The organism is Microbacterium canaveralium (assembly GCF_047238045.1).
Taxonomy (GTDB): domain Bacteria; phylum Actinomycetota; class Actinomycetes; order Actinomycetales; family Microbacteriaceae; genus Microbacterium.
Genome location: NZ_JBDFMA010000003.1, coordinates 1,630,743 through 1,646,657 on the forward strand (window position 1 = coordinate 1,630,743; position 15,915 = coordinate 1,646,657).

Below are 15,915 nucleotides of genomic sequence, written 5' to 3' on the forward strand. Positions count from 1 at the left end.
CGAACGGGCCCCGAGCCGCTCTCAGCGAGCGGAACGGGGCCCGTTCGTCGTATAGCGACGGGGCACGACCGGCGAGACCCGGAGCGCGATCTCCTCACCGATCGTGTCGATGAGTTCGGCCAGGTCGGTCGCGGATGCCACTCCCCCGCGCCCGAACACGATCGCGGTGTCACCGACGGAGGCATCCGGCCATCCGTCGACGGTCATCGCGACCGCGTCGATGCGGCGCACGCGACGAGGCCCGGCAGGGGTCGCGACGGAGAATCGCCCCTGCAGTGTCGACGGCAGGCCGTGGAGGTGGCCGAGGTCCACGCGCACAGCGTCACCCTCGACCGCGACGACCGAGGCGACCAGCGTCGAGATCGGCTCGATCCCGAGCTCCGCTTCCCCCGGGCCACCGGCGGGGCGGATGCCGTAGGAGAACGCTCCGACACGGACGAGGTCCTCGCGGAACGGGGCACGGGCGAACCCGGCCGCGCTGGCGGCCAGGTGCGAGAACCGCGGCGTCAGGCCCGCGTCGACGGCGGCGGTGCGGGCGGCGAGGAAGATCTCGCGGGCGTCGTCGTCGTCGGCATCCGACGCTTCCGAGATGTGCGACCAGACGCCTTCGAACTGCGCCGCTCCCGCGTCGACGAGGGTCGAGAGCAGACCGAGCGCGGCACTCCATCGTTCGGGTCGGATGCCGTTGCGGTGCAGGCCCGTGTCGATCTTGAGGTGCACGCGCGCCGGCGACGGACCCGCGGGGATCCGCGCCAGGTCGTTCAGGAGCTCTTCGTCGCCGATGCCGAGGTCGAGGTCTGCGGCGATCCCGGCGATGAGGTCGTCGGGACCGCCGAGCAGCCAGACGAAGATGCGGGCTTGCGGACCGACGGCTGCGCGCACGGCGCGGCCGGTCTCGACATCGAAGGCGCCGAACCACGACACACCCTCGGCGCTCGCGCGCCGGACGATCTCGGGGATGCCGTGCGCGTACGCGTCATCCTTGACCACCAGCATGTGCTGCGCGGGAGCGATGGCCTCCCGCACGCGCGCGAGGTTGCGGGAGAAGACGTCGAGATCGACGAGGTACTCGGCGCTCATGCGTGGACCGCCCGAACGGCGTGGGACCCCACGGACGCCACGATTTCTCCGGCACTCCAGCCGGTGGCATCCGTCCACTCCGCCAGAGACGGATAACCGTGGTCGGGGTCGCCGAAGAACACCACGTCCGTCCCCCGAGCGGGACGGGTCTCGCCGACGTCGACGACGCAGACGTCCATGGCGACACGGCCGACGATCCGATGACGGTGCCCGTCGATGACGACGTCGGCCACGTTGCCGAGCGAGCGGACGACGCCCTGCGCGTACCCGCCGGTCACGAGGGCCACGGTCGTGTCGCGCGGAGCGCGATGCGTGTAGCCGTACGAGACGCCCTCCCCCCGGAGGAGCGGCTTCGTCCCGAGCACCTGTCCGCGGAGGGACAGAACCGGTCGTGCACGGAGGTCGCCGCCGGGCAGACCGAAGAGGGTCGCCGCGTCGAGATCCCGTGCGTCGACACCCAGTGACGACAAAACGGATGCCACCCACTCGGCGCCGTGCCCCCACGCGTCGGCCGTGAGCACATCGTCCGCGGGGGCGATCGGCGCGAGCCCGGCATTCGCGCGGAGGTTCCGCTCCGACAGGTGAGCCACCGGGGTGACTCCCCCGGCGACATCGGGAGTCGCGGGCATCGCGGTGTCGGGAGTCATCAGCGGTGGAGCGCGGCGCCCATCAGTCGTTCGTGACGGGGCCGCGACCCCTCGCGAATGCCCGTCGTGCTGACGCGCGTCTCGTAGAGTCCCGGAATCCAGTTGCCCTCGATGAGGACGGGACCGTCGGGGCCCACCGCGACATCCCATCCGACGTAGGGCACCTGGGGGATCCGCCGGGCGGCCTTGTCGACCAGTGCGAGGGCCTGGTCCCACAGCGGCACCTGGAAGTCCACGATCGACTGCTGCGACTCGGGATGCACCTCGTAGCTGCTCTTGTGCTTGCCGGTGTGCCCGGGTCCCACCGAGTGGCCGTCGTCGTCGAGCATCGTGAAGAAGCCGCCCCACGTGAACTGGTCGCTCACCGCGCCACGCCCGAACTTCTGGACCATGACCATGGGGTGGACGGTTTCGCCGTCGAAATAGGTCGTGATGCGGGTGGTGTTCACCGTTCCCGCGCAGTACGCGGCGAGGTAGGGGTGCTGCACGATCGGCTGCTCGATGAGGATCTGCCCCTTCTCGATGAGCTCCGCGCGGAAGGCCTCCCAGTCCGTGACCTCCGCGGTGTCGTAACGGAAGACGCCCTTCCCCTCACGGCTGACGGGAACCTTGGCGATGATCACTGGGTGCCGAGCGGCGAAGTCCTGGAGCGCGGCGGTGTCGGTCGTGTCGAGCTGCAGCCACTCGCGGCCCAGGAATTCCTCGAACGCGCGGTTGAAGTTGAGCTTGTTCTCCAGCGTCTTCGCGACCTCGCGGTCGTTGACCGCGGTGGCCAGGTGGTGCTGGATGAGCGAGGTCATGAAGGTCTTGCGCTCCCGGCGATTCAGCAGCGCGAAGTCGGCCTCGTAGTAGTCGATGTACGCCGTGTCGTGGAACGCGGCCCACCACAGCATGTCCACCAGCACCAGCGGCGCCCACTTGCCCTGCTCCTGGCCGATCTGGCGGGCGAAGGTCCAGACTCGCGCGGGGCGGAATGCGGCGGCACGCTTGAGGAAGTAGGCGGCGCGCGCCTTCGGGGAGATGTCCATCGGCAGGCTGATCGCTTTCTCGGTCGGAGGTCCGACGCCGCCGGTCGACGTCCGTCGGCAGCGCGTCCGAAGTACCCATCATACGAGGCCGGTCACGCCTTCCCCCGCGTCCGGCCGCGCTCCGGAGGCCGTGGGGACGCTGTGTTAGCGTGTCGAGGTGTCACAGAGTTCTCTGCGCGTCCGCTACCTGCTGCAGCGAGCTCGACGCCTGAGCCTGGGCAATGTCACGGAGTTCGCCGGCCAGGTCAAGAAGGTCTCCCGCGCACCTCTGCCCGTCATCATCGCCGACATGCTCTGGTCATCCGTGCGGTACGAGATGGGCTTCCGCGACTACGCGGTCTGGGACATCCGGCTCCTGAACGGCCGAGAGCGGCGCACCTGGATGACGCACCCCAAGGCCATCCGTCTGAACAACACGCTCAACGGTCCCGACTCGGCGGCGCTGCTCGGTGACAAGCCGCGGTTCTACCGCGACTTCGCCGACATGATCGGCCGCGAATGGATCGACGCGTCCACGGCGACCGATCAAGAGCTGACGGACTTCCTCGCGAGGCATCCGCGTGTGCTGGTCAAGCCCGCTCTCGGCGAGGGAGGTCGCGGTATCACGACGTTCGCCGCCGACGAGATCTCCGACGTCGCCGCCTGGCGCGAGACCCTCGTCGCCGAGGGCCGCGCGTTGGTCGAGGAGATCCTCCCCCAGCACGAGGAGATGGCGCGTCTGTACCCGGGCAGCGTCAACACGCTCCGCCTCATCACCTACCGACGCCAGGACGGCAGCTTCCACCTGATCGCCTCGGTGCTGCGGATCGGCAACGGCGGGGTCGTCGACAACTTCGCCGGCGGCGGGATGTTCACCATGGTCGACGACGACGGCGTGGCGCAGTGGGCGGGGGTCGACAAGAACTCCAACGTCTTCTCCCGGCATCCCGTGACGGGTGTGGAGATCGCCGGATTCCACGTACCGCTCTTCGCCGAAGCGGTCGCGATGGTCGAGGAGGCGTCGCGACGCCTGCCGACCGTGCCCTACGTCGGCTGGGACGTCGCGATCACACCCTCGGGCCCCGCCCTCATCGAGGCCAACCACAACTCCAGCGTCTTCCAGATGAAGCCGAGCGTGTCCGGCATCCGGACCGGTCTGCTCCATCGCTACCGCGACGCCATCGGCCCGGGCATCCTCGAACGACGCCGGTGATCCCGCGCCCGACCGCGAGCGGACGCCGCGGTCAGCCGCGACCGAAGCGCGCGCGGACGAGGGAGACGGCCGAAGTCAGTTCGGGCGTGCGGAGAGCCGCGAGGATCCCCAGGTAGATCGCCCCGGCCACGGCGCAGATGAGCGCCGTTCCGGCTGCGCCGAGGAACAGGTTGTCGAGCATCCATCCGTCGTTCCCGCCGGACCACACGTAGATGCCCCAGCCGGCGAGGGCCGATGGCAGCGCCGCGGCGAGGAAGATCGACAGTGAGGTCACCGCCTTCCGGAGCCCGAGCGGACCGATCTTGCGGCGCAGGAGCCAGATGGCGAGGACGAGCTCGAGGATGCCGCACAGCGTCTGCACGGACGCCACGGTGGCCGTGAGGTACTCCTTGGGGGCCATGCCGGCCACGAGCGTCAGGACGACGACGAGAGCGCCCTGCGCGAGCGTGAAGAAGAACGGTGTCCGGGTGTCGCCGTACGCGTAGAACGTCCGCTGGATGATGAACAGCACGGCCATCGGAATGAGGCCGATGAGGAACGCGACCAGAACCGGAGCGGCCAGGAGTGCGTCGTCGGCGCTGCTGGTGAAGATGCGGGACGCCGGGGCGGCGGCCGCGATGAGGGCGGCGGCCGAGATCACCACGAAGAGGCCGAGCGTGCGGATGGCCGCGGTGATGTCCGCGCGGACGTCGTTCCCGCGTCCCGCCGCGGCGTGCTCGCTGATGCGCGTGAAGTACGGCGTCCCGATCGAGAGGACGACCAGAGCGTACGGCACCATGTAGATCAGCCATGCGTTGCCCCAGACGGCGACGGAGGCATCCTCCCCCGATGCGGCGCTCATGATGTTTACCTGCACGAGACCCGCGAGAAGGGTCACGACGACCATTCCGAACGTCCAGGTGGCCAGGCTCCCCATGCTGCCGAAGCCGACGCCCCGCCAGCGGAAGTCAGGACGCAGCGGGATGCCGGACCGACGCCAGGAGATTGCCAGGACGACCGTCTGCGCGATGATGCCGAGTGTCGCGGTGCCGCCCACGAGGGCGATCGCCGACGGCGTCCACCAGCCGACCTCGTTCCGGTGGAACCCGAAGAGAACGATGAACAGACCGAAGCCGGCGATCGAGACGATGTTGTTCACGACCGGTGCCCAGGCGTAGGGCGTGAAGATGCGGCGGGCGTTCAGACTCTCGCCGATGAGCGCGAACATGCCGTAGAAGAAGATCTGCGGCAGGCACCAGTAGGCGAAGGCGACCGTCAACTCGCGCTGGGTGGAGTCGTAGCCGCTGGCCATCACTGCGACCAGCACCGGAGCGAGGGCCATGGCGACCGCGGTGGTGAGCAGCAGGATCGATGCCCCGGCGGTGATGAGCTTCGGCAGGAAAGTGCGAGCGCCGTCCGGCTGCGCGCTCACCGCGACCACGCGTGGGACGATGACGCCGGTCAGAAGCCCCGTCGAGATCAGCGTGAGGACGGTGTTCGGCAGCTGGTTGGCGACGTAGAACGCGTCTGCCGAGGCTCCCACCGAGCTGATCGCGGCGACCAGGACGATGGTGCGCACCAGACCCGTCAGACGCGAGACCAGCGTGCCCGCGGCGATGAGACCGCTCGCGCGTAGCAGGTTCATCGAGTGAGCGTCAGGCCGCGGCGCGGACGATACCCAACGGCGTGGACTCGTGTCCCTGGCCGAGCGGGTTGTCCTTGAGGATCGCGACGAGACGCTTCTCCCCCGCCTTGTCCATCGTCGAACCGAGGATGTTCCCCCCCAGGTCGTTGATGTCGACCACGGCGACGTCCAGGTCGATGCCGAGCAGCGCCCTGAGGCGCTGAGCGACTTCCCGCGGCCGGTCGGGCCCGAGCACGACGGCCTGGTTGTACGGCGGGATCGTGCCCTTGGTGGGGCCGTCGATCGCGCGCGCCTTGTCCCCCGCGATGCGGTAGAAGTCGCCCTTGCGCCCGAACGCCTTCGTGACGGCCGACACGGCCGCAGCCAGAAGGATGCGCGGCGTGCCGCACTCGCGCAGCGCCATCTCCATCGTCTCGGGCATGCCGAGACCGATGCCGTACGGCGTCCGGGTCACGTACTTCGACAGGAACAGCGCGAGCTTGCGGGGCTTGATGCTGTCGAGCTTGAAAGAGCGACCCTGCGTGATGGCCACGATCTTCTCGGTGACGAACAGCAGGTCGCCCGGCTGCACGGCATCCTTCGCGTACTCGAGGATGAAGGCGTCGAGGTCGTCGCCCGGCATCACGACCCGCGTACGGATCGGGATGCGGGCGTACGTGGTCCCCTCGACTGAAACAGTGAGTGCCTTGCCGGCGTTCGCCTGACCGCTCATTCGAGGTAGTCCCGCAACGACTGCGACCGGCTGGGGTGCCGGAGCTTGGCCATCGTCTTGGACTCGATCTGACGGATGCGCTCACGCGTCACGCCGAACGTGTCTCCGATCTGGTCGAGCGTCTTGGGCTGCCCGTCGCCGAGGCCGAAGCGCATGCGGATGACGCCCGCCTCACGCTCGCTGAGCGAGTCGAGAAGCGACTCCAGCTGGCGCTGGAGCATCGTGAAGCCGACCGCGTCGGCCGGGACGACCGCCTCGGTGTCCTCGATCAGGTCACCGAACTCGCTGTCGCCGTCCTCGCCGAGCGGGGTGTGGAGCGAAATGGGCTCGCGGCCGTACTTCTGCACCTCGATGACCTTTTCCGGGGTCATGTCGAGTTCGCGGCTGAGCTCTTCCGGAGTGGGCTCGCGACCGAGATCCTGGAGCATCTGACGCTGGACACGAGCGAGCTTGTTGATGACCTCGACCATGTGCACGGGGATGCGGATCGTGCGGGCCTGGTCGGCCATGGCGCGCGTGATCGCCTGACGGATCCACCACGTGGCGTACGTGGAGAACTTGAATCCCTTGGTGTAGTCGAACTTCTCGACCGCGCGGATGAGGCCGAGGTTGCCCTCCTGGATGAGGTCGAGGAACTGCATGCCCCGACCGGTGTAGCGCTTGGCGAGCGACACGACCAGACGCAGGTTCGCACCGAGCAGGTGGCTCTTGGCTCGCTGACCGTCGCGGGCGACCCACTGGAGGTCGAGACCCAGCTGGCTGGTCTTCTCGGCCGCCGACATGTTCGACAGCTTCTCTTCGGCGAACAGCCCGGCCTCGATACGCATGGCGAGCTCGACCTCTTCGGCCGCGTTGAGGAGGGGGACCTTACCGATCTGCTTCAGGTAGTCCTTGACCGGGTCGGCGGTTGCCCCGGTGATCTGCGCCGAGTAGACGGGGACGTCGTCCTCATCACTCGACGAGATGACGATCGCCCCGGTGGGGAGGGCTTCGGCGGGAGCAGCCGGAGTTTCATCGTCGTCGTCGTCATCGCTGTCGTCGGTCTTCTTCGCGACCGGCTTGGCCGCATCGTCGCCGTCGGCGTCGTCATCGACCTCGTCGGAATCCTCGGTGACCTCGATCTCTTCGTCGATGTCTTCCTCGATGTCATCCTCTTCGAGGTCGTCGTCAGCCTTGGCCTTCGACTTCGCCTTCGCGGGCGTCGCCTTGCCCTTGGCGGGGGCCTTCTTGGCCGCGGTCTTCTTCGACGCGGTCGTGGTCTCTTCCGCAGTGTCGGGGTCGGTGTCCTTCTCACTGCGGGAGCGGGTCTGAGTGTTCGTGCCTGCCACGTTTCGCCTTTCACCGGGAACGTACGTTGCACGGCCGCCGGTCGTTCTCGGACACTAGTAAGACCCTTGTCAAGTCCGTTCCGGTGGAGCGGGCTCCAGGTTCGGCCGACAATGGGTCAGGTTCTTTATTGTCTCACATTCCCGGCGCGGGACTTGACGCGCACCAGGCATCTATGCCTAGACAACGACTCGCGCGGCTGACGTATTCCGTTCCCTGCGGTTCCGCGCGCGGAACGGTGTCAGCCCAGACGACCGCGGCGGTCGTCATCACCGGGCCGGGACGCGAGGAACCGCTCGAGCTCCGCCGCCAATTCGTCGGCACTCGGGAGATCGCCCGTGTGGATGATCGGTGTCGCGCGTGTCGAGCCCGCCATGTAGGAGTCGTAACGCTCTTCCAGTCCCTGCAGCATGCGCGTGAGTTCATCGCTGCCCTCGACCTGTTCGGTGACCTTGCCGAGGAACTCGCGATTCTCTTCGCGGAGGACCTCCCCCGAAAACACCAGGCCGGTCGCGACGGTGAGGCTGTCGAGGGCCGCCAACGCGGCCGCGGGGTATTCGGTGTCGCCGAGGTAGTGCGGGACGAGCAGCGCGAAACCCGCGACCTTCGCCCCCGCCTCGGCAAACCGGTACTCGAGGAGATGTCCGACCGTCGAGGGCACCTGGGTGTGCGGTCGCCAGACGGAGTGGGCCTCGGCGAGGTCGGACCGTGTTCCGCTGACCGTCGTGCCGATCGGGCGCGTGTGCGGGACGGGCATCGGGATGGCGTGCACCCAGGTGATCGAGGACACCTGGAGACCGGCGCTCAGTTCGAGGACGCTCTCCGCGAACGCCTCCCACAGGAAGTCGGGCTCGTACCCGGCGAGCAACAGGAAGGGATGGCCGAGCGAGTCGTGTGCGAGAGACAGCTCGAGCCGCGGCGGCCGGTAATCGGTGAGGTGGTCTTCGACGAACGTGATGAGCGGGCGGCGCGCGCGGTAGTCCAAGAGGACGTCGTTGTCGAACGCCACCACGGGATGCGGTTCGAGATCGTCGCGGAAGTACTCCACCAACCGAGTCACCGCGCCACCGGCATCGGTGAAGCCGGTCAGTGCGATGACGAGCGGCAGACCGGACGGCACCGGCGGCGCGGCGGGAGCGCGATCGTACAGCGGTGCGGGATACGGCATATCTCCACTCTACGAGCCGCTGCGGACACCGTGGCGGCGGTGCGTCCCGCTTCTAGCGAACACCCGCGAACCTAGGATGGGAGGCATGCCTTTTCCCTCCGTGACGCACACCGATGTCCCCGCGCTCGAGTCTGGAGCCGACGCGATCTTGCTGGTGGTCGCGAAGTCCGATGGCGCCGCGCCCGACCCGAACGGCTGGGACGGCCTCAACGCTTCTCTCTCCGCGATCGGTTTCACCGGTGCCGCGGGCTCGTTCCAGCGCGTGCACGTCCCCGGTGTGGCGCTTCCCGTCGCCGTGGTCGGTGCCGGCGCGGATCCGGATGACGCAGCTCTGCGTGACGCCGCCGCCATCGGTCTGCGACAGCTCACCGGTTTCGAGCACGTCGCGGTCGAGCCGCTCGTCGAGGCGTCGTGGGCGCCCCTCGCGGAGGGTGCCGCTCTGGGCGGATACCGTTTCGCCGGCTACAAGACCGAGGCACCCAAGATCCGCGCCTCGCGGGTGACGGTCCACACGTCTGCCGTGCCCGGCGAGGGCGAGCAGGCCGCGGTGGGCGCTGTCGCCGGTGCGGTGGCGCTGGTGAAGGATCTCGTGACCACGCCGGCCGAGTGGCTCGGTCCCGCCGACTTCGCCGATGCCGCGGTGGCCGCGGTCGACGGGCTTCCCGTCACGGTGGAGGTGCTCGGCGAGTCCGCGCTGAGCGAGGGCGGCTACGGCGGCATCCTGGGTGTCGGCCAGGGGTCCGACCGGCCGCCCCGTCTGGTCCACCTGGAGTACTCCCCCGACGACGCCGAACGACACGTCGCCCTCGTCGGCAAGGGCATCACGTTCGACACGGGTGGACTTTCCCTCAAGCCCGCGGCATCCATGGTCGGCATGAAGTACGACATGGCCGGTGCGGCGACCGTTCTCGCGGTGCTGCGTGCCGCGGCGGAATTGCGGCTCCCGGTCCACGTCAGCGCGTGGCTGTGCATCGCTGACAACATGCCGTCGGGGCGCGCGACGCGTCCGGGCGACGTGTTGCGAATGCTCGACGGAACGACCGTCGAGGTTCTGAACACGGACGCGGAAGGCCGTCTCGTTCTCGCGGACGGTCTCGTCGCCGCGAGCCGTGAGAACCCCGATCTCATCGTCGACGTCGCGACCCTCACGGGTGCGATCACGGTCGCGCTCGGCAACCGCCACACGGGCGTCATGGGCGACGACGAGTCCGTGGCCCAATACCTGGCGGCCGCTGACCGCGTCGGTGAGCTCGCCTGGCAGCTGCCGCTCCCCGCGCACATGGTCGATGAGCTGGACTCCCCCATCGCCGATCTGCAGAACGCGAAGATCGGCGACCCCGCGGGTGGCTCGCTCTTCGCAGGCCTCTTCCTCCGGCATTTCGTCGGGCGCGTTTCGGAAGAGCCGGACGCGCCGCGCATCCCATGGGTGCATTTGGACATCGCGGGTGTGGGCATGAACAAGGGCGCTCCGTTCGGGGTGACCGACAAGGGCGTGACCGGCGCGACGGTTCGTTCGCTCATCGATCTCATCTCGGCGGGCGGCGCGCGGTGACCGAGTACACCGCCGACGTCGTCGTTCTCGGTGGCGGCAGCGGTGGCTATGCCGCCGCGTTGCGTTTGGCCGAACTCGGAAAGGATGTCGTCCTGGTCGAGAAGGACAAGCTCGGCGGCACGTGTCTGCATCGCGGATGCATCCCCACAAAGGCTCTCCTGCACGCGGCCGAGGTCGCCGATGCCGCCCGGGGAGCGTCCGACATCGGCGTGCGGGCGTCCTTCGACGGGATCGACCCTGCGCGAGTCCGCGCCTACCGCGAGGGCATCGTCGTGAAGAAGTTCAAGGGACTGGAAGGCCTGATCTCCACCCGCGGCATCCGAGTCGTCCGGGGCGAGGGTGCCCTGGAGACCGGACCCGCGGTCCGGGTGGGCGAGGATCTCTACCGGGGGTCCGACGTGATCCTCGCGACCGGGTCGTACAGCCGTACGCTCCCCGGCCTCGAGATCGGCGGGAGAGTCCTCACCAGCGAACAGGCGCTGGATCTGGATGTCGTGCCCGACCGTGTCGTGGTTCTCGGCGGGGGCGTCATCGGCGTGGAGTTCGCCAGCGTCTGGCGGTCGTTCGGCGTCGAGGTCACGATTGTCGAGGCGCTTCCGCACCTGCTGCCGGCGGAGGACGTCTCCTCCAGCAAGGCGCTCGAGCGGGCATTCCGCAAGCGCGGCATCGGGTTCCAGCTGGGCCGTCGATTCTCCTCGGTCAGCCAGACGGATTCCGGCGCGACCGTCGTCCTCGACGACGGAACGTCGCTCGATGCCGACTACGTTCTCGTGGCCGTCGGGCGCGGACCCGCGACGGCGGGGATGGGCTTCGAAGAGTCCGGCGTGACCCTCGACCGCGGATTCGTTCGAACCGACGACCGCTTGCGCACGGCGACCCCGCACGTGTGGGCCGTGGGCGACATCGTTCCCGGGCTGCAGCTGGCCCATCGCGGATTCCAGCAGGGCATCTTCGTCGCCGAGGAGATCGCGGGTCTTTCCCCGGTCCTGGTGCCGGACGTCGACGTGCCGCGCGTCGCGTATTCGCATCCCGAGGTCGCCTCCGTCGGATTGACCGAGGAGCAGGCGCGTGAGCGGTTCGGCGCCGACGCCGTCCGCGCGTACGAATACAACCTCGCCGGCAACGGGCGCAGCGAGATCATCGGCACAGCGGGCATCGTGAAGGTGGTCCGCCGCGTCGACGGTCCGATCCTGGGCACGCATCTCGTGGGCGACCGCGTCGGTGAACTCATCACCGAGGCGCAGCTCGCCGTGGGGTGGGAAGCCCACCCCGAGGACATCGCTCCGTTCATCCACGCCCACCCGACGCAGAGCGAAGCCCTCGGCGAGGCCTACCTCGCACTGGCCGGCAAGCCTCTGCACGCACTCTGATCCCCCAGCCGTCACTAAGCTAGACACCGCATCCGGTACGAAGGAGACATATCCATGAGCACTTCCGTCGTCCTCCCCGCTCTCGGCGAGAGCGTGACCGAGGGAACGGTCACCCGCTGGCTCAAGCAGGTCGGTGACACCGTCCAGGAGGACGAAGGTCTCTTGGAGATCTCGACCGACAAGGTCGACACCGAGATCCCCTCGCCCGTCTCGGGCGTGATCGAGGAGATCCTCGTCCAGGAGGACGAGACCGTCGAAGTCGGCGCCATCCTCGCCAAGATCGGCGACGGCTCGGGTTCCGCGCCTGCCGACGACGCTCCGGCGGCCGCCCCCACTGAGGAGACCCCCGCCCCCGCGGAAGAGGCTCCCGCCGCGGAAGCAGCCCCCGCCGCGCCCGCGCCCACCGAGCAGCCCGCCGCCGCCCCCGCGGCCTCGAGCGACGCCACCGAGGTCACGCTGCCCGAGCTGGGCGAGAGCGTCACCGAGGGCACCATCACCCGCTGGCTCAAGGCCGTCGGCGACGACGTCGCCGTCGACGAGCCCCTTCTCGAGATCTCGACCGACAAGGTCGACACCGAGATCCCGTCGCCCGTGGCCGGCACGCTGCAGGAGATCCTCGTCCAGGAGGACGAGACGGTCGCCGTCGGGTCCGCTCTCGCTCGCATCGGCAGCGGTGCGGCCGCGCCCGCTCAGGCACAGCCCGCGCCCGCCATCGAGGAAAAGCCCCTCCAGCAGCCTCAGCCGTCCGAGGTGCAGGAGCAGCCCGCTGCCCCCGCCGAGGAGAAGCCCGCTGAGCCTGCTCCCGCTCCGGCCGCCGAGCCCGCTGCCGCACCGCAGCCGGCCGCACAGCCCTCGGCGCCCGCCTCCAGCGGCGACGAGATCACCTACGTCACGCCGCTCGTCCGCCGCCTCGCGCAGCAGCAGGGCGTCGACCTCGCCACGGTGACCGGCAGCGGCGTGGGTGGACGCATCCGCAAGGAGGACGTCCTCAAGGCCGCCGAGGCCGCGAAGAGCGCTCCCGCCGCGGCGCCGGCCGCTCCGGCCGCAGCTGCTCCCGCCGCGCCGGTGGAGGTTTCGCCGCTGCGCGGGACCACTCAGAAGATGTCGCGTCTGCGCAAGGTCATCGCCGAGCGTGCCGTCGCTTCGATGCAGGCCACGGCGCAGCTCACCACGGTGGTCGAGGTCGACGTGACGAAGGTCGCGGCGCTTCGCGATCGTGTGAAGGGCGAGTTCCAGCAGAAGACGGGCGACAAGCTGTCGTTCCTCCCGTTCTTCGCCCTGGCCGCCGTCGAGGCACTCAAGACGTACCCGATCGTGAACTCCACGGTCGAGGGCGACGAGATCGTCTACCCCGCGCACGAGAACGTCGCGATCGCCGTCGACACGGAGCGTGGCTTGCTCACGCCCGTCGTGAAGAACGCCGGTGAGAAGAACATCGCACAGCTCGCCCGCGAGATCGCCGACCTGGCGGCCCGCACGCGCGACAACAAGCTGAAGCCCGACGAGCTCGCCGGCGGCACGTTCACGCTGACCAACACCGGCTCGCGTGGCGCGCTGTTCGACACGCCGATCGTCTTCCTGCCGCAGTCGGCCATCCTCGGCCTCGGCGCGGTGGTGAAGAAGCCTGGCGTCGTGTCGGTCGACGGCAAGGATGCGATCTCGGTCCGCTCGTACGTCTACCTCGCGCTGTCGTACGACCACCGGATCATCGATGGTGCCGATGCGGCTCGTTTCCTGGGAGCCGTGAAGACCCGCCTCGAGGCTGCGCAGTTCGAAGGCGATCTCGGGATCTGATCTCCCCTTCGGCCGCCTCATGATGGCTGGTCCGCGACCTCTTCGAGGGAACGGACCAGCCATCGGTCGTTGTGCCGAACGAGAGTGACGTACTGCGTCTGCTCGTCGCCGGTCAGGCGAACGACGGCCACACCGCCGAAGTCGTCGATCACGTCGAGTTCGGCGCCCGTCGGATCCAGAGGCGCGAGCGCTTCCGGGGGCCGCGACTCCCACAGTGCGGAAGAGCAGTCGTCGTCCGCGCAGGAGGCGAGGGTGCGGAGGAGAGCCAGGGCAGCGGTTCTCACGTCCCCGTCCGGCGGGACCGACGTCTCGCTCGGCGGCGTGCTGATCCGGGCCGCTTCGGGGCCTTCCGGCGCCGGCTCGGGACCGGCCGTGGCGACTCCACCTGGCGCGATGGGCATCACCGTCTCGTCGGCACCGGGCGATCGGCCCGCGCTCGGTGACGACAGAGATGCACCGCTCCCGTTCCGCGCGTCCGCCGGCGCCGCGGGCTGGGATATCACCGTGGCCCCGACCACGAGAGCCACCGTGACGCCGACGCCGACGAGGAGGGCTCGCGGCGAGACACGGCGCACCGCGTCACGAAGACGATCGAGGAGCGTCTCGGCACCTTCACGCGAATCTTCATGGGCGCCACGAGACAGTTCCTCGTCGGCGACAGGGGTCAGCGGCCCGAGGACGAGGGGTCGAGGCTCGACGACCGAGAGCAGCCGTCTCACCGAGATGTCCCACGCCGGCGGAGGGTCGGTCAGCACGCCGTCGCGAAGTCGCGCGAACCCGGGTCGGACATCGGCGTCCACGAGCGAGACCAGCTCGTCCAAGACGGCGACCGTAGCCGTCACGATGTCGGCACCACCCGGATGATCCTCGAGAACGGGACGCCCTTCCGCCGTCAGGCGCCACTCCCCTCCGGCCGCACGAGAAGGCGCCGCGGCACAGCCGCGCACGACGCCGATCGCGAGTGTGGCGGCCTCGCCGGTCGTCAGGGCGAAGGCACTGCGACGCCGACGGTGCAGATAGCCCGCGACGCTGTCGATGGTGGTGTCGAGCGGAGTCCAGTGCATGGTCCGATGCTCGCGTGCCGACGCAACGGGCGTGGGCGAAGGCGACGCATTCGGGGGACGGGACTGCGATCCGCGCCGATGGGGAGGAGGCGTGCCGGGGGCGAAGATAGAATCGACGGCATGGCCGCTCGCACCTCCACCCCCGAGAAGCGTCCGGGATTCTTCTCCCAGCTTCGCACCCTCTACACCTTCACGCAGAAGGAGTACCGCTGGCTGCCCTTCGCGTTGGCGGGCATCGTGCTCGTGGGCACCGCCCTCGGTGTCCTCGTCGGCTTCCTCATCCCCGGATCCGCCGCGTGGAGCATCGTTCTGTGGGGTGTCACGGGGCTCCTCGCCGGCATCCTGGTCGGCATGATCGCCATGACGCGGTTGTCGACGAGTGCGATGTACCGGAAGATCGATGGAATGCCGGGTGCGACCGGTCAGGTGCTCTCCTCGTCGCTGGGGCGCAACTGGCAGGCCTCCGAGACGCCGATCGGTGTCAACCCGCGCACGCAGGAGGCGGTCTATCGTGCCATCGGTCGCGGCGGTGTCGTCCTGATCGGCGAGGGTTCGCGGACGCGTCTCTCGCGCCTCGTGAACGAGGAACGCGCACGTGTGCAGCGGGTCGCCGCGGGCGTGCCCGTGACGGTGCTCTACGTCGGGCACGGTGAGGACGACGTGCAGATCAAGGACTTGGCGTCCGCGATCAAGTCCCTCCCGAAGAAGGTGAACCGCACCACGCAGGCCGCCGTCATCAAGCGCGTGTCGTCCGTGTCGCAGGGGCTGTCGTCCCTCCCGATCCCGAAGGGCGTCGACCCGACCAAGATGCGGGCTCCGCGCCCCCGCTGACCACGATGAACGGCCCCGCACCCGCGGGGCCGTCTTCGTTTCAGCTGCGGACGAGAACCGTGCCGGCGGCCTTGTCGTGCAACCCGCGCTGATCGGCATCCCACACCACGGCGGGAATGATGAGCCCGAGCAGCAGCGTGCGGACGATCGGCCGCCACAGCCCGACCCAGCCCCCGGACGCCCGCTCGAGGCGCATGCCGAGCAGCCGATGCCCCGGGCTTCCACCGATGAGCGGAATGAAGACGATCTGGACGAGGAAGAAGATGATGTTCGTCGCCACCGGGTTCGCGAACGGGACGCCGGTTACGGGATCGGGCGCGGAGAAGAAGGCGTACCCGATCAATCCGGCGCACGCGACATCGACGAGCAGGGCGGCGACACGCCGTCCGGGACGGGCGATGGAGCCGCGTCCTTCGCGAGGAAACCCGAGCCGCTGGCCCGGATAGTCGTTGTCTGCGGGGGCGGTCACACCTCCAGCGTAATCGGGGCGGTGTAACACGCCCGAAACATCCGAGATATCGCCGAGA

The 15,915-nt window shown here is 69.0% G+C and carries 14 protein-coding genes; 5 read left to right on the top strand and 9 right to left on the bottom strand.

Annotation, left to right across the window (positions count from 1 at the left end):
- Positions 1 to 21 precede the first annotated feature (21 nt).
- Genes ABC271_RS08755 through ABC271_RS08765 form a run of 3 tightly spaced genes read right to left on the bottom strand, consistent with a single transcriptional unit; the run spans position 22 to position 2,755 of the window.
- Positions 22 to 1,080 carry an alanine racemase gene (locus ABC271_RS08755; protein WP_412924500.1) on the bottom strand — a complete coding sequence of 353 codons (1,059 nt, stop codon included), beginning with the start codon at positions 1,078 to 1,080 and terminating at the stop codon, positions 22 to 24.
- Positions 1,077 to 1,727, bottom strand: coding sequence for an alanine racemase C-terminal domain-containing protein (locus tag ABC271_RS08760; RefSeq protein WP_412924501.1), 651 nt, complete (start codon positions 1,725 to 1,727; stop codon positions 1,077 to 1,079). The genes ABC271_RS08755 and ABC271_RS08760 overlap by 4 nt, the downstream gene beginning before the upstream one ends.
- Complete coding sequence (locus ABC271_RS08765) at positions 1,727 to 2,755, bottom strand: sugar-transfer associated ATP-grasp domain-containing protein (protein ID WP_412924502.1); 1,029 nt, start codon at positions 2,753 to 2,755, stop codon at positions 1,727 to 1,729. The genes ABC271_RS08760 and ABC271_RS08765 overlap by 1 nt, the downstream gene beginning before the upstream one ends.
- 157 nt (positions 2,756 to 2,912) lie before the next feature.
- On the opposite strand from ABC271_RS08765, the gene ABC271_RS08770 reads away from it, so the two are divergent.
- Positions 2,913 to 3,947 (top strand): sugar-transfer associated ATP-grasp domain-containing protein, encoded by a 1,035-nt coding sequence (locus ABC271_RS08770; protein ID WP_412924503.1) that lies wholly within the window; start codon positions 2,913 to 2,915, stop codon positions 3,945 to 3,947.
- A gap of 31 nt (positions 3,948 to 3,978) precedes the next feature.
- Here the strand turns inward: ABC271_RS08770 and murJ are convergent, their stop codons facing one another.
- The 4 genes from murJ to ABC271_RS08790 form a co-directional block, all read right to left on the bottom strand.
- The gene (gene murJ, locus ABC271_RS08775) at positions 3,979 to 5,571 is read right to left on the bottom strand and encodes a murein biosynthesis integral membrane protein MurJ (protein WP_412924504.1); all 1,593 of its coding nucleotides are present in this window, start codon (positions 5,569 to 5,571) and stop codon (positions 3,979 to 3,981) included.
- Between the two features lie 10 nt (positions 5,572 to 5,581).
- Positions 5,582 to 6,283 carry a coenzyme F420-0:L-glutamate ligase gene (locus ABC271_RS08780; RefSeq protein WP_412924505.1) on the bottom strand — a complete coding sequence of 234 codons (702 nt, stop codon included), beginning with the start codon at positions 6,281 to 6,283 and terminating at the stop codon, positions 5,582 to 5,584.
- Complete coding sequence (locus ABC271_RS08785; RefSeq protein ID WP_412924506.1) at positions 6,280 to 7,611, bottom strand: RNA polymerase sigma factor; 1,332 nt, start codon at positions 7,609 to 7,611, stop codon at positions 6,280 to 6,282. Before ABC271_RS08785 ends, ABC271_RS08780 begins: the two co-directional genes overlap by 4 nt.
- A gap of 239 nt (positions 7,612 to 7,850) precedes the next feature.
- On the bottom strand, positions 7,851 to 8,777 hold the full coding sequence (locus tag ABC271_RS08790) for a proteasome assembly chaperone family protein (RefSeq protein WP_412924507.1): 927 nt from the start codon (positions 8,775 to 8,777) through the stop codon (positions 7,851 to 7,853).
- Between the two features lie 85 nt (positions 8,778 to 8,862).
- On the opposite strand from ABC271_RS08790, the gene ABC271_RS08795 reads away from it, so the two are divergent.
- Genes ABC271_RS08795 through sucB form a run of 3 tightly spaced genes read left to right on the top strand, consistent with a single transcriptional unit; the run spans position 8,863 to position 13,493 of the window.
- Positions 8,863 to 10,329 (top strand): leucyl aminopeptidase, encoded by a 1,467-nt coding sequence (locus ABC271_RS08795; RefSeq protein WP_412924508.1) that lies wholly within the window; start codon positions 8,863 to 8,865, stop codon positions 10,327 to 10,329.
- The gene (gene lpdA / locus ABC271_RS08800) at positions 10,326 to 11,699 is read left to right on the top strand and encodes a dihydrolipoyl dehydrogenase (RefSeq protein WP_412924509.1); all 1,374 of its coding nucleotides are present in this window, start codon (positions 10,326 to 10,328) and stop codon (positions 11,697 to 11,699) included. Before ABC271_RS08795 ends, lpdA begins: the two co-directional genes overlap by 4 nt.
- A gap of 54 nt (positions 11,700 to 11,753) precedes the next feature.
- A complete protein-coding gene (sucB, locus tag ABC271_RS08805; RefSeq protein ID WP_412924510.1) occupies positions 11,754 to 13,493 on the top strand; it encodes a 2-oxoglutarate dehydrogenase, E2 component, dihydrolipoamide succinyltransferase in 1,740 nt (579 codons plus the stop codon).
- 17 nt (positions 13,494 to 13,510) lie between these two features.
- Here the strand turns inward: sucB and ABC271_RS08810 are convergent, their stop codons facing one another.
- Entirely contained in the window at positions 13,511 to 14,557 is a 1,047-nt protein-coding gene (locus ABC271_RS08810; RefSeq protein ID WP_412924511.1) for a hypothetical protein, read from the bottom strand.
- A 120-nt stretch (positions 14,558 to 14,677) separates the two neighbouring features.
- Here ABC271_RS08810 and ABC271_RS08815 point away from each other — a divergent pair, with 120 nt between their 5' ends.
- Positions 14,678 to 15,388 (top strand): DUF4191 domain-containing protein, encoded by a 711-nt coding sequence (locus ABC271_RS08815; protein ID WP_412924512.1) that lies wholly within the window; start codon positions 14,678 to 14,680, stop codon positions 15,386 to 15,388.
- Positions 15,389 to 15,428: 40 nt separating this feature from the next.
- Here the strand turns inward: ABC271_RS08815 and ABC271_RS08820 are convergent, their stop codons facing one another.
- The gene (locus ABC271_RS08820) at positions 15,429 to 15,857 is read right to left on the bottom strand and encodes an RDD family protein (RefSeq protein WP_412924513.1); all 429 of its coding nucleotides are present in this window, start codon (positions 15,855 to 15,857) and stop codon (positions 15,429 to 15,431) included.
- Positions 15,858 to 15,915 lie beyond the last annotated feature (58 nt).